Source organism: Paucibacter sp. DJ2R-2, assembly GCF_025717675.1.
In the GTDB taxonomy this organism is placed as follows: domain Bacteria; phylum Pseudomonadota; class Gammaproteobacteria; order Burkholderiales; family Burkholderiaceae_C; genus Paucibacter_A.
Window position 1 is genome coordinate 24,297 of sequence record NZ_JAJIRT010000003.1, and the last position, 12,809, is coordinate 37,105.

13 protein-coding genes are annotated in these 12,809 nt (G+C 65.4%); 1 reads left to right on the plus strand and 12 read right to left on the minus strand.

Annotated features, from left to right (window positions below):
- Positions 1-21 precede the first annotated feature (21 nt).
- The 12 genes from LNV28_RS09440 to flgB form a co-directional block, all read right to left on the minus strand.
- Positions 22-1,206: an EAL and HDOD domain-containing protein gene (locus tag LNV28_RS09440; protein WP_263520548.1), complete on the minus strand. Its 1,185-nt coding sequence runs from the start codon at positions 1,204-1,206 to the stop codon at positions 22-24.
- Between the two features lie 16 nt (positions 1,207-1,222).
- Entirely contained in the window at positions 1,223-2,443 is a 1,221-nt protein-coding gene (flgL, locus tag LNV28_RS09445; protein WP_263520549.1) for a flagellar hook-associated protein FlgL, read from the minus strand.
- A 55-nt stretch (positions 2,444-2,498) separates the two neighbouring features.
- On the minus strand, positions 2,499-4,496 hold the full coding sequence (gene flgK / locus LNV28_RS09450; RefSeq protein ID WP_263520550.1) for a flagellar hook-associated protein FlgK: 1,998 nt from the start codon (positions 4,494-4,496) through the stop codon (positions 2,499-2,501).
- 25 nt (positions 4,497-4,521) lie between these two features.
- Positions 4,522-5,397 carry a flagellar assembly peptidoglycan hydrolase FlgJ gene (gene flgJ / locus LNV28_RS09455; RefSeq protein ID WP_263520551.1) on the minus strand — a complete coding sequence of 292 codons (876 nt, stop codon included), beginning with the start codon at positions 5,395-5,397 and terminating at the stop codon, positions 4,522-4,524.
- A 1-nt stretch (position 5,398) separates the two neighbouring features.
- Complete coding sequence (locus LNV28_RS09460) at positions 5,399-6,532, minus strand: flagellar basal body P-ring protein FlgI (protein ID WP_263520552.1); 1,134 nt, start codon at positions 6,530-6,532, stop codon at positions 5,399-5,401.
- Positions 6,533-6,577: 45 nt separating this feature from the next.
- Positions 6,578-7,264, minus strand: a complete 687-nt coding sequence (locus tag LNV28_RS09465) for a flagellar basal body L-ring protein FlgH (RefSeq protein WP_263520553.1) — start codon at positions 7,262-7,264, stop codon at positions 6,578-6,580.
- An 11-nt stretch (positions 7,265-7,275) separates the two neighbouring features.
- The gene (flgG, locus tag LNV28_RS09470; RefSeq protein ID WP_263520554.1) at positions 7,276-8,058 is read right to left on the minus strand and encodes a flagellar basal-body rod protein FlgG; all 783 of its coding nucleotides are present in this window, start codon (positions 8,056-8,058) and stop codon (positions 7,276-7,278) included.
- A gap of 29 nt (positions 8,059-8,087) precedes the next feature.
- Positions 8,088-8,813 carry a flagellar basal-body rod protein FlgF gene (gene flgF, locus LNV28_RS09475; protein WP_263520555.1) on the minus strand — a complete coding sequence of 242 codons (726 nt, stop codon included), beginning with the start codon at positions 8,811-8,813 and terminating at the stop codon, positions 8,088-8,090.
- A 50-nt stretch (positions 8,814-8,863) separates the two neighbouring features.
- Positions 8,864-10,174 (minus strand): flagellar hook protein FlgE, encoded by a 1,311-nt coding sequence (flgE, locus tag LNV28_RS09480; RefSeq protein WP_263520556.1) that lies wholly within the window; start codon positions 10,172-10,174, stop codon positions 8,864-8,866.
- Between the two features lie 62 nt (positions 10,175-10,236).
- The gene (locus LNV28_RS09485; protein WP_263520557.1) at positions 10,237-10,887 is read right to left on the minus strand and encodes a flagellar hook assembly protein FlgD; all 651 of its coding nucleotides are present in this window, start codon (positions 10,885-10,887) and stop codon (positions 10,237-10,239) included.
- Positions 10,888-10,910: 23 nt separating this feature from the next.
- The gene (gene flgC / locus LNV28_RS09490; protein WP_263520559.1) at positions 10,911-11,327 is read right to left on the minus strand and encodes a flagellar basal body rod protein FlgC; all 417 of its coding nucleotides are present in this window, start codon (positions 11,325-11,327) and stop codon (positions 10,911-10,913) included.
- 41 nt (positions 11,328-11,368) lie between these two features.
- A complete protein-coding gene (gene flgB / locus LNV28_RS09495) occupies positions 11,369-11,785 on the minus strand; it encodes a flagellar basal body rod protein FlgB (protein WP_263520560.1) in 417 nt (138 codons plus the stop codon).
- Positions 11,786-11,984: 199 nt separating this feature from the next.
- On the opposite strand from flgB, the gene flgA reads away from it, so the two are divergent.
- Positions 11,985-12,740: a flagellar basal body P-ring formation chaperone FlgA gene (gene flgA, locus LNV28_RS09500; RefSeq protein ID WP_263520561.1), complete on the plus strand. Its 756-nt coding sequence runs from the start codon at positions 11,985-11,987 to the stop codon at positions 12,738-12,740.
- Positions 12,741-12,809: the final 69 nt, after the last annotated feature.

Consider the following 12,809-nt stretch of genomic DNA (forward strand, 5'->3'; position numbering starts at 1 on the left):
GCCGCCCAGAGGAGGCCGGGTTCACTCGAGCTGAGCTGCCTTGCTCAGTGCCCGCAGCACGCATTGGTTGATCTCCTCGGCGCTCAGCATCAGCTGCTCGGCGGCGCTGCGGAAGTCATAGACCGATTCATTCTCGATCGCGTGCACCAACTCCAGATAGGGCTGGTAGGGGCCGCTGCCGTCGACCAGGGCCTGGCGCACGCGCTCGGGCATGGGAATCGACTGCAGCAGCTTGGTGAAGGGCTGCTTGAGCATGTGGTCGAGCAGGGAGAACAGTCCGCAGATGAACATTTCGTCGCGCAGCTCGCTGTCGCTCATGCTCTTGGCCAGCTCCTCCATCAGCAGGCCGCGGCGCAGGGCGGCAAACATGATGGGGCGCATGCTGTGGTCCTTGCTGGCCGTGGTCAGCAAGAGCGCCAGCCAGCGCTTCAGGCGCGGGTAGCCCAGCAGCATGATGGCGTGGCGGAAGGAGGACACCTCGACCGGCAGGCCGAAGGCGGCCGAGTTCAGGTAGCGCAGCAGCTTGAAGGCCAGGCTGGGGTCGCGCTTGAGGGTCTGTTCCAGGCGCTCGATGTCTTCGTCCTGGTCCACCCGGGACATCAGCTCAACGATCACCTGCAGGTCGGCCTGAATATCGGTGCGCGGTGCATTGGCGGGCGGCTCGTAGGGGCCTTGCATGGGCCAGCCGATCACGCCGGTCGCGCCGCGACCGAAGGCTGCGTCGATGTCGGCCGCACTGCGCAGGCCCGCCACATAGCGCGGCAAGGCCGGCATAGCCACATCGGAGGGGCGGTTTTCGTCGTCAAGGTCGAGTACGGCCTGCTTGAAGCAGGGCAGCAGCTCGGCCGGTACAGCAGCGGCGGGCCGGCCTTTTAGCAGCAAGCCGGTGCCGCGTTTCTTCAGTGTCAGCAGCAGCTCGGCATGCGCCGCGTCACAGGCCATGAAGGCCGGCACCTCGATCAGCACATTGGCGCTGAGCTCGCTGCCCAGCAAAGCCGTCAGCAGGCCTTCGTTGATGACGTTGAGAATCACTTGGCCGCCGCCGGCCGGCCAGACTTCGGCCACGGCGGCCAGCAGCTCGGCCGCCTCCAGCGGTGCGTCCGGGCGCAGGGGAACCACGGTCAGCCGGGTTGCGCCGACCATGCGTTGGCGGTCGATCAAAGGGGTGTAGCCGAGGGCAATGGCGCCGAGTATGGGATGGTTCATGAAGCCGCTGGGGGAATCAAACGTTGAGGTACTGGAACAGCGACATGCGCTGCACCATCGCATAGGTTTTCAGCGCCGTGTCATAGCCGGTCTGCTGGTTCTGGAAATCGGAAATGCCTTGCACCATGTCGAGGTCTTCGGCCGCGGAACGTTCGGCCTGGTTGTACTGCTTGAGGGCCGCCATGCGGGACTCGGTGCCGTCCAGATTATTCAGCCTCTCGCCCAGCTGACTGCGAACATTTTGTAAGTTCGTCATCACCGCATCCAGGTCGCGCACGCGGCCGGAGTTGGACTGGGAAATCTCGACGCCGGTGCGCAGCGGCGTGCGCAACTCGGCCACGGTGCGGTCCAGCACGTCGAACAGCTTGAGCGAGTTGGTGGACGGTTTGATCTCGAAGCGGTCGCCGTCGACCGGCTGGCCCGATATATTGATGGCCATGCCGTCGAAGGTCACCGCCTTGCCCGGGGTGAAGGGGCCAGACATCACGGCGGCGCCCAGGTCGGTGTCGGTCACGGTGACGGTGGCGCCAGGCCCGGTGCCGCTGATTTCGATCAGGTAGTTGTGACCGGTCAGCTGCGAGGGGTCGGCCGTGCGGCCGGCGTCAATCCAACCCTTGGGCGCCGCGCCAGGTGGCACCGAGATCAGATTGGGCAGGGGGCCGGTTTCGAAGGTGCCGTTGCCGCTGCTCGCTTGCTCAAACACCAGACGGCCGTCCACGGTGAGCGGGAAATTGTCGATATTGCCGGTCTGGATGGAACCCGACACGCCGTTGAAGCGCACGCCGCCGGCTTGGTCCAGGAAGGGCGGGTCGCTGGCGCCCTGGCCTGAGAACAGATAGCCGCCGGCGCCATCGCCGCGGTTGGCAATCGCCAGCAGCTGGTTGCGCAGGCCGGCGATCTTGTTGGCCAGACCGGCGCGCTCGGCGTCGCTGTAGCTGGCGTTGCCCGCGGCGATCATGGTCTCGCGCATCTGCTGCAAGAGCTCGTTGGCGTCGCCCAGGGCGGCTTCGCTGAGCGTCATGCCGTTGCGGCTGGCTTCCAAGGCGCGCTGGTTGGCATCGACCCGGCCAATGGTGGCGAGCGAGCGCTCGGCGCGCGCGGCGCCGGTCGGGTCATCGCTGGCCAGATTGATCTTCTTGCCCGAGGTCAGCTGCTGCTGCGAGGCCTGCATGGCCTGCTGGCGGCGCTGCAAGGTGGCGATGCTGGTGTCAAAGATATTGGATGTGGCGAGGCGCATGGCGGTGCTCCTTATTCGTATGGGGTCGGCTCAGTGCCTGCCAGCCGCTGAGAGCTCAGCGCGCAGCCAGGCGCAGCAATTCATCGAACAGGCTCTGGGCGGCTTGCAGCACCTTGGCCGCGGCTTGGTAGCCCTGCTGGTACTGCATCAGCCGGGCGGCTTCTTCGTCGAGGTTGACGCCGGCCTGGCCAGCGCGGGTGGATTCCGCCTCGGCCGCCACTGCCACGGAAACGCTGGACAAATAGGTGGCGCCCTGCACCCGCGAGCCAATTTCGCTCATGGTGGCGGAGTAGGCTTCGTTGATGGTGGCGCCAACAGCGATGCTGCCATCGGCGCGCACACGCTGGCCGACGAATTTTTCGCCCTGGATGTTCAGGAAAGCCTTGGCATTGCCGTTGTTGGTGGCCGGAAACTGGGTGCGCTCCAGTGTGATGGTGTCGTCCTTGCGCGGCACGCCGTTCAGGCTGAGCTCGAAGCCCAGGTCGATCGGCGGCACGGCGGTGGGCTGGTTGCCGATGTTCTGGCCGGCTGACCAGGTGCCAGTCAGCACCGAGCCGTCGCCCAGGGTCAGGGTGTACTGCAGCTTGGCTGGGTTGGTCGGGTCGGGATCACCGAACGCGAGGCTGATGGGCAGCTTGCTGGCGTCGAACTTGTCGTTCACCGCGTAGATGGAATTGACCGTGGTCGAACCCTTGTTGTCGACATTGGTGGTCGCGGTCAGTGGCGATGCGGCGGCGATGCCGGTGGGCTGCTCCAGCACCCGGCGCATTTCCACCGCGGCCTGAGCGACGGGCTCCAGGATGTAGGAGTCGCCGGGGCCGGGCGGGGTGGCCGAGAAGTCGATGCGGAAGCCATCCACCGTGTCGCCATTGACCACGGTCTGGCTGTAGCCATCGCTGATCCGGGTCAGCTTGTAGCTGGCGCCGCCGCCGGTCGGGTCGGTCTCCAGGCGGTAGGCGCTGGCCTGCAGCTGGCTGGCATTGGTGATGGTCATGGTCACATCGGACGCAAAGCTGCCGTCGGGCGCGCGCGCATTGGTGCTTGCCGGCAGGGCGCGGGGCGCGCCGAAGGCAAAGATGGGCACGCCCTTGCCCGGTGGGTCAGACAGGTCCAGACCCAGGGCCTGCTGGTCATTGACCCGCGAGGCCAGGGCAGCAGCCATCTGGCCCAGCATATTGCGGGCGTCCTGCAGGTCCTTGTTCTGGTATTGCAGCAGGGCGGAAATTGAGCCGCCGGTCAGCACGCTTTCGTCCAGCGAGCGCGGGCCGCCGGAGTCGGTGATGCTGAGGGCCGCACGTTGGCTGTCGTAAGGGTCTTGCGTGACCGTGAGTTCCTGCGCCTGCGCGCCCAGTACCAGGCGCTGGCCGCCGCCGATGAAGACGCCCAGGGTGCCGTCGGTGGCCGGCAGGGTGGACACCTGGATGTACTGGCTGAGCTCGGAGATCAGCTTGTCGCGCTGGTCCAGCAGGTCATTGGGCGTGTGGCCATTGCCGTTGGCGCGCGAGATCTGGTCGTTGGCGAACGCAATTTGCTTGCTCAGCTGGTTGACCACATCGACATTGGCCTTGAGGTCGCTGACCACGCCCGACTGCAGTTCCACCAGTTGCTGGCCGGCGCTGGCGAAGCGGGCCGCGACTTCGGTCGCCCGGCCCATCACCACCTGGCGCGCGGACGGGTCGGAGGGCCGGCTGCTGACGTCCACCATGGCGTTCAGGAACTGGCCGGCGGCGGCACCCAGGCCGGTTTCACCGGGCGGGAAGATTTTCTCCAGCTGGGACAGCTGGCTCATGCGGGTCGAGTCCATATGGGCCAGCGACTTGCTGCCGGCCGCCTGGCGGGTCAGGAATTCATTGTGCGAGCGCTCGACCGTCTGGATCGTCACGCCCTTGCCGAAATAGCCGGCGCCGGTGTACTGGCCCTCGGGCGTGGTCAGCACCACCGACTGGCGGGAGTAGCCCGGTGTGTTGGCGTTGGCGATGTTCTGCCCGACCGCCTGCAGGGCGGCCTGGTTGGCAAACATCGCCCGTACGCCGATGGACAGCAATCCGCTCATGGCTTGCGCTCCTCAGGCCTGAACTTCAGGCCAGGGCGCGCTGGACGCGCACCGTGGTGTTGATGACCCGGGCCAGCTTGCTGGCGTACTCGGGGTCGGTGGCATAGCCGGCGTTCTGCAAGCCCTGGGCAAAGCCCTTGGCGCCGCCGTTTTGGGCCTGCGCCACCACCTTGCTGTAGCGCTCGTTGTTGCTGATCAGCTTGGCGTAGTCCTTGAAGGCCTCTTCATAGCTGCCATAGGCGCGGAACTTGGCGGTGACGCGCTGGGCCTTGCCATCGATGAACTCGGTGGTCTGCACCTCGGCCACGGCGCCCTTCCATGCCGATGTGGCCTTGATGCCGAAGACGTTGAAGGAGGGCTGGCCGTCCTTGTTGTTGATTTCGCGCTTGCCCCAGCCGGACTCGTGTGCGGCCTGGGCAATCATGAAGCTGGCCGGGATGCCGGTGCTGGCCTCGGCGGCCTTGGCCGCGTCGTCGTGCTTCTGTATGAAGCTGGCCACATGGGGCGCCACATTCTTCTTGGCCAGTGTGGGCAGGGGCTGCAAGGTCTTGAGCGGCTCGGCCTTGCCGTCGCTCACGCCCATTTGGCGCTGCAGCTGACGCGCAATCGCATCGGACAGGCCGCCGGGCAAGCCGGTCATCTTGCCGGCGAATTGGGTGTCCAGCATCTCGCTGCCCATCTGAGTGGCGGAGTTCTCCAGCATGCCGGTGGCCATGGTGTTGGAGCGCATGCTCTTCATCACCTCCTGCATGAACAGGGACTCGAACTGCTTGGCGGTTTCGCGGATGCTGCTCTTGGGGTCGCGCGCGGCGGCCGAGCGCAGGGCTTCGATCGAGCGGTGGTCATTGCCCAGGCTGGTGCCACCGCCCAGGGCCATGCCATTGTTGGGAGAGAGGGCCATATCAGATCACCTCCAGCTCGGCGTTCAGCGCGCCGGCGGTTTTCATCGCTTGCAGAATGGCCAGCAGGTCTTGCGGCGTGGCGCCCAGCGAATTCAGCGCCTTGACGACATCGGCCAGCTTGGCCCCGGCGGGCAGCTGGATCAGCGAGCCCGGGTCTTGCTTGATGGAGATGTCGACTTTCTCGGTGACCTGGGTCTGTCCGCCCGACATGGCATTGGGCTGGCTGACCTGGGGTGTGGAGCTGATGGTGACCGACAAGTTGCCGTGCGCAACAGCGCAGGCGGCCAGGGTCACGGCCTGGTTCATGACCACCGATCCGGTCCGGGCATTGATGACGATGCGCGCTGCAGGTTCGGCCAAGTCCAGGGCCAGGTTTTCCATATCGGCCAGGAAGTTGACGCGTTCGTCGGGGTCGTTGGGGGCGCGCACGCGCACCACGCGGCCATCCATGGCCTGGGCCACACCGGCGCCCTTGGCCTTGTTGATGGCGCGGGCCACGGCTCGTGCGGTGTTGAAGTCGGCGGCGTTGAGGTCGAGCTGGATGAAGTCGCCGTTCTGCAGCGGTGTCGGCACCGAGCGCTCAACCAGAGCGCCGGCTGGGATGCGGCCGGCCGAGAGGTGGTTGATTTGGACCTTGGAGCCGCCCGCCGAAGCGCCGGCACCGCCAACGATCAGATTGCCTTGTGCCAGGGCATAGACCTGGCCGTCGGCGCCACGCAGCGGGGTGGTGATCAGGGTGCCGCCGCGCAGGCTCTTGGCATTGCCGACCGAGGACACGGCGATGTCGAGCTGCTGGCCGGGCTGGGCGAAGGCGGGCAGCTGGGCGGTCACCATGACCGCGGCGATATTGCGCGGCTGCATGGTCACGCCTTGCGGCAGGATGACGCCGAACTGCTGCAGCATGGCGGCCAGGCTCTGGCCGGTGTAGGGGGCCTGGGTGGTCTGGTCACCTGTGCCATCGAGGCCGACCACCAGGCCGTAGCCGGTCAGGGCATTGGTGCGAACCCCTTGGATCGCGGCCACTTCCTTGATGCGGGCCGCTTCGGCCTCAACGGGCCACCAGAGGGCGGCGCTGGCCAGCAGGGCGGCGAGGCCGGTCAGGGCGCGTAGGAGTTTGTCGGTGGCTGTTTGCATGATGGTCGTGGAGGGGGAATCCTCTACGACCGATTCTGGGCAAACTTAAGTCGGCCAAAGGTTCAAAAAGAACCGCGACAACCAGCCTATTCCATGGGCGTCGGCGGTGGCGCCGCGGCCCTTCTGTTCGATGCGAACATTGGCCACGGAAGCCGATGGCACCACATTGCCCTGGGTGATCGAGCGCGGGTCGACCTGGCCCGAGAAGCGCAGAACATCGACGTTATGGTTGACGCCGATCTGCTTCTCGCCGCTGATCATCAGATGGCCATTGGGCAGCACGGCGGTCACCACGGCGGTGATGCTGCCGGAAAAATCGTTGGTGTTTTCGTTCGTGCCCTTGCCGGTCGACTTGGTGGCCGAACTGCCGCCGGCCGAGGCCCGGCCGAAGGAGTTGGCGCTGACGAAGGGCAGGGCGGTGACGCCAGCCGTCAGCGAGCCGCTCTTGTTCAGCTCGCTGGTGCTGCTCTGGCTGGCGGTGACCTTCTCGACGATCTGGATGGTCAGCGTGTCACCGACCAGGCGGGCGCGGTGGTCCTCGAACAGGGGGCGGTAGGCTGCGGCCTGGTAGATGGCGCCATTGCTGGGCGGCTGCAGCGGCAGGGCCGGCAAATTGACCACCGGCGTGTGCTGCAGCTCGACCTGCGGTTCGCGGTACAAGGTGCTGCAACCGCCGAGCAGCAAGGCGCTGCCCAGGGTCAACAGGAATCGGGCGTCAGGCAGGGTCTTCATGAGGCGCTCCATCAGATCTGGGCGAGCTTTTGCAGCATCTGGTCCGAGGTCTGCACGGCCTTGGAATTGAGCTCGTAGGCGCGCTGGGTCTGGATCATGGACACCAGCTCCTCGACCACATTGACGTTCGAGGTTTCGACAAAGCCTTGCTGCAAGGCGCCCAGACCATTGGCATTGGGGGCGCCGGCATTCGGTGTACCGGATGAGGCAGTCTCCGAGAACAGGTTCTGGCCCTTGGGGTCCAGGCCGGCCGGATTGACAAAATTGGCCAGCTGCACCTGACCCAAGGTCTGCGGCGCGGGCGAACCCGGCACGGTGATGCTGACGGTGCCGTCGTTGCCGATGGTCAGGCTTTGGGCATTGGCCGGCACGGTGATGCCGGGCAGCACGGTGTAACCGTTGTTGGTGACGATCTGGCCAGCCGAGTCGAGCTGGAAGGAGCCGTCGCGGGTGTAAGCGGTGGTGCCGTCGGGCATCTGCACCTGGAAGAAACCATTGCCCTTGATGGCCAGGTCCAGATTGTTGGTGGTCTGCTGCAGATTGCCCTGGCTGTAGATGCGCGAGGTAGCGACCGGGCGCACGCCCAGGCCGACCTGCAAGCCGGTGGGCAACTGCGTCTGTTCGGTGGTGTTGGCACCGCTTTGCCGCAGGTTCTGGTAAATCAGATCCTCGAACACCGCGTGCGAGCGTTTGAAGCCGTTGGTGGCGACATTGGCGAGGTTGTTGGAGATGGTGTCCAGCTGGGTTTGCTGGGCCTCCATGCCGGTCTTGGCAATCCAGAGTGAGCGGATCATGGTGGGTGTCCTTCAGGCGAATCGGGAGGTCAAGAGGTGCCGAGCAATTTGGCCGACTGCTGGCCCTGGGTCTGGGCAATCTGCATCAGCTTCATCTGCTGCTCGAACTGGCGGCCGGCCGCGATCATGCTGACCATGGTCTCGACCGCGCTGACGTTGGAGCCTTCCAGCGCGCCGTCTTGCAAGCGGGCCGTGGGGTCGGCGGGCAGGTCGCCATCGGGGGCGCGGAACAAGCCGTCGGCGCCCCGTGTCATACGCGCCTCGGGCGTGACCAGCTTGAGCTTGCCGATGGTGGTGCTGGTGCCATTGGCGGCCTTGGCGCTGACCGTGCCGTCGTTGCCGATCGACAGCTCGGTGTTTGGCGGTGCATTGATGGGGCCGCCATCGCCCTGAACCTGCAAGCCATTGCGCATGACGAGCAGGCCTTCGGCGTTGACGTCGAGCGCGCCGGCTCTGGTGTAGGCCTCGGTGCCGTCCAGTCCTTGCACGGCCAACCAGGCGTTGCCCTTCATGGCCACGTCGAGATTGCGGCTGGTGGCCTGCATCACGCCGGGGTCAGAGTTGTAGCCGGTGGTGGTCTCGAGTGCATAAGCGCGGGTGCTGGCGCCGTCGCCGCGAATCGGCACCGAGCGAAAGGCCTGCAGCTCGGCGCGAAAGCCATTGGTCGAGACATTGGCCAGGTTGTTGGCCAGCACATCCTGTCGCTGCATGGCCGCCTTGGCGCCTGCCATCGAGAGGTAGATCATGCGGTCCATGGCGGGTCCTTGGCTTCAATCAGGCGAGAGTGGATTCAGGTTCAGACAGATCAACGCAGGTTGACGATGGTCTGCAGCACCTGATCCTGGGTCTTGATGGTCTGGGCGCTGGCCTGGTAGGCGCGCTGGGCGGTGACCATATTGACCAGCTCGGCGGTCAGGTCGACATTGGATTCCTCCAGTGCGCCCGATTGCAGCTTGCCCAGATTGCCGTCGCCTGGCACCCCCACCACCGCCTCGCCCGAGGAGAAGGTGCGAGCCCAGACGTTGCCGCCCATGGGTTGCAAGCCTTGCGGGCTGCGGAAGGTGGCCAGCTCAACCTGGCCGGCCGGTTTGGACTGACCGTTGGAGTAGCGCGCCATCACGATGCCGCTGTTCTCGATCAGGATGCCCGAGAGCTGGCCCGGGGCATAGCCATCTTGAGTCAGGTTGGTGACGGCGAAGCTGGAGCCGTTCTCGGTGGCGCCGAGCATGTCGAACTTGATGCCGGGAATGTCCAGGGTGGTCGCGCCGGCCGCGTTCTTGCCGGCCGGTACATCCATATTGATCTTGGTGGTCGGGTCGATCGGTTTGCCGCCGGTCTTGGGGAAGGTGACGGTGGCATAGGGCGTCAGCGGGTTGCCGTTGGCATCGGTGCCGATGGCGCCGCCGAGTGCATCGGTGGCGAAGGGCGCGCCGTTGGCGGTGGCGAAGATGTTCCAGGTGGTGCTGCCGTCGGCTGCCGGCTCAGTTTTCTGGAAGTACATGGTGATGGCCACATCCTGTCCCTTGGCGTCATAGGCCGTCAGCGAGGTGGCGTTGTTGTAAGTGGCCGGGTTTTTCATGTCGATGCCGGGCGCCGCGGCATTGGCCGTGACCTTGGAGCGCGAGTCGAGGTTGAACTCGGTGGAGATCTCCGATGTGGTCTTGGGGGCGATGCCCGAGGTGGGCAGCTTCAGCGGCTGGGCCAGGCCGGGCTGGATCACACCACTTCCATCGGCCGGGTAGCCCATCAGCTTGAGCTGGTCGTTGTTAACAATGAAACCGTTGCGGTCGAGCTTGAACTGGCCATTGCGGCTGTACATGATCGGATTGACGCCGTCACTGACCTGGAAGAATCCGCCGCCGTTGATGGCCAGGTCCATGGGGCTTTCGGTGGTCGTGATATTGCCCTGAGTGAACTGCTGCGCCACGGCGGCCAGGCTGGTGCCGATACCGACCGGGCTGCTGCCCGCGCCGTTCAGGGCGCCGGCATAGACATCTTTGAACTCGGCGCGCGACGCCTTGGAGCCATAGGTGCCGGCATTGGCGATGTTGTTGCCGATGACGTCGAGGTTCTTGCTCGCGCCGTTCAAACCGGAAAGGCCTTGTTGGAAGCTCATGGTGTTTCCTTCGGATGGATCTGTTGTGATGGACTGCTGGAGTGAGCGCTGCGCGAGCGTTGTCAGTCGAAAGTCTTGACGCTGGCGTAGTCCACCAGCCCGGCGTTCTGCAGCTGCAGCTTGAGCGAGGTGCCGGTCGTGTTGACGGCCAGCACCTTGTCCTGGGCATACAGGGTGCTGCTGACGGTCGCGGTGCCCTTGGTGGCAGTGATGCGGAACTTCAGCCCGGCGTCGTCCGCGTATTTGTCGGAGGGCCACTTGAAGTCATGGCGCCCGGTGCCCTGGGCGCCCAGTTGCACCGTGTCAATGACGCCGCCGGCCGGGCTCAGCACTTCAAGCTTGACGGCATCGGCCGGGCTGCTGATGGCATAGCTGCCCTCGGCGACTCCGTTGCTCATTTGTAGGCGATTGCCTTCCACGCTGACTTCGCGGCCGACCAAGGAGACGCTCTGCAGCGCCTGCATCTGGGTGAACTGGTTGGCCAGGGACTTGATGCTGGTGTCCAGGGTGCTGACGCCGCTGACCGTCTGGATCTGCGCCATCTGGCTGGTCACCTGGGCGTTGTCCATGGGGTTCATGGGGTCCTGGTTCTGCATCTGGGCCACCAGCAGCTTGAGAAATCGGTCCTGCGTGTCCACCGCCTTTTTGCTGGCCGATTCTTGCGCGGAGTTGGTGGTGGTGTCGGTGGACTTGACGGCGCTGATGACATCCATGGCGGGCCTCTTTCAGGTGGTGCTCAGGACTGGCCGAGCTGCAGGGTTTTGAGCAACAGGTTCTTGGCCGTGCTCATCACCTCGATGTTGTTTTGGTAGGAGCGCGAGGCTGAGATCATGTTGACCATCTCCTCGACCGTGTTGACATTGCTGTAGGTCACATAGCCTTCGGCATCGGCCTTGGGGTGCTTGGGGTCGTGCACGCGCCGGCCAGGGGTCTGGTCCTCGCTGATCGTGCTGACACGCACGCCGGCCGCCGCCTGGTCGCCACTGGCGCCCATGAGAGCGGTTTGAAATACCACCTGCCTGGCCTTGTAGGCCTTGCCATCGGGGCCGGCCACGGTGTCGGCATTGGCCAGATTGCTGGCCACCACATTGAGGCGCTGGCTCTGCGCGCTGACGGCGCTGCCGGCAACATTGAAGATCTGAAACATGGACATGAGGTGCTCCTGGTCGGATGACTGCTTGGGCGCTCAGTGCATCAGGACGCGTTGTGCGACTTCATCGCGTCGAGCGTGGTGCGCACCGAGCCGCTGATGAAGCGCAAGGTGGCCTCGTACTTGACCGTGTTGTCGGCGAAGCTGGCACGCTCACGGTCCATGTCGACGGTGTTGCTGTCCAGATTGGTCTGGGCCGGCACCGCGTAGAGTTTGCTGGCTTCGCTGCGGCCGCCGCCGGCCAGGCCCATATGGCCGCCTTGGGTGGTCAGCAAGTTGCTGCTGCCGCCGGCGCTGGAAGCCGTGGCCTCACGCAGGGCGCGGGCAAAGTCCAGGTCGCGGGCCTGGAAGCCCGGGGTGTCCGCATTGGCGATATTGCTGGCAAGCATGCGCTGGCGTTCCGAGCGCAAGGCCAGGGCCTGGGTCTGGAAGTTCAGGTTGTCGGTCAGTCGATTCAGCATGATGCGTGCCCCGGTGATGGTCGGGCTGGAGCGCCACGCCTGGTCAGCTGCAGAGCTGCCAGGTTCCGGCCGGATGGACGGGATTGGGCGATGTGAAAGGATTGTGTTGGGTGCTTTCGAAAACATTAGCGGGAATAGCGTGGGCTTTGCTGCGCATTTCGGACCAAGGGCGACGGGGTGGCAGGCCTAAAGTCCACGCATGATTTCCCGAGCCTGCATTCCTGCAACTGAGTCGCTCCGCCGTCCGGCGCTGGCGGTTCTGCTGGTGCTCGCTGGCCTGCCCCTGGTGGCTCGCTCGCAGGCACCGGCTGCAGCTCTGTCCGGTCTGAGTGCCGAGCTGCGCTTGCAAGTGCAGGACATGGCTCAGAGCGGAGCGCGTGCCGGCATGCCGGCACAGGCCCGGGTGGATGTGCAGGTCGGGCAGCTCGACCCTCGTCTGAAGTTGGCGCCTTGCAGCCAGGTGCAGCCCTATTTGCCGGCCGGCCTACAGATGTGGGGTCGCACCCGCATCGGTCTGCGCTGCGTCGACGGCCGTGCGCGCTGGAATGTCACGGTACCGGTGCAGGTGCGGGTGTTTGCCCGCGCCGTGGTGGCCGCTGAACCCCTGGCTTCGGGGGGCAATCTGACTCAAGCGCAGTTGGCAACGGCCGAAATAGACATAGCTGCAGTGCCTGGCGCGGTATTCACAGATGCCGCCGGCCTGCTGGGGCGTACGCTCAGCCACCCGGTGGCGGCTGGCGAGGCCTTGAGCAGCAGCAGCTTGAAGATGCGGCAATGGTTCGCTGCCGGTGAGACGGTGCAGGTCCGGGTGTCCGGCCCGGGTTATGCCGTCGCCGGCGAAGGGCAGGCCATGGCCGCAGGTCTGGAAGGACAGAGCGTCAAGGTCCGTTTCGACAACGGACGGGTCGTGACGGGTCGGGTCGTCGGTGAGCGGCGAGTGGAGGTGCTGTTGTGAACAGGCTTCCGCTTCAGCCGGCCGGTGTTGCGGCGCAGCTCTGTGGCAGTGACAAACTGCCGCGGGGTG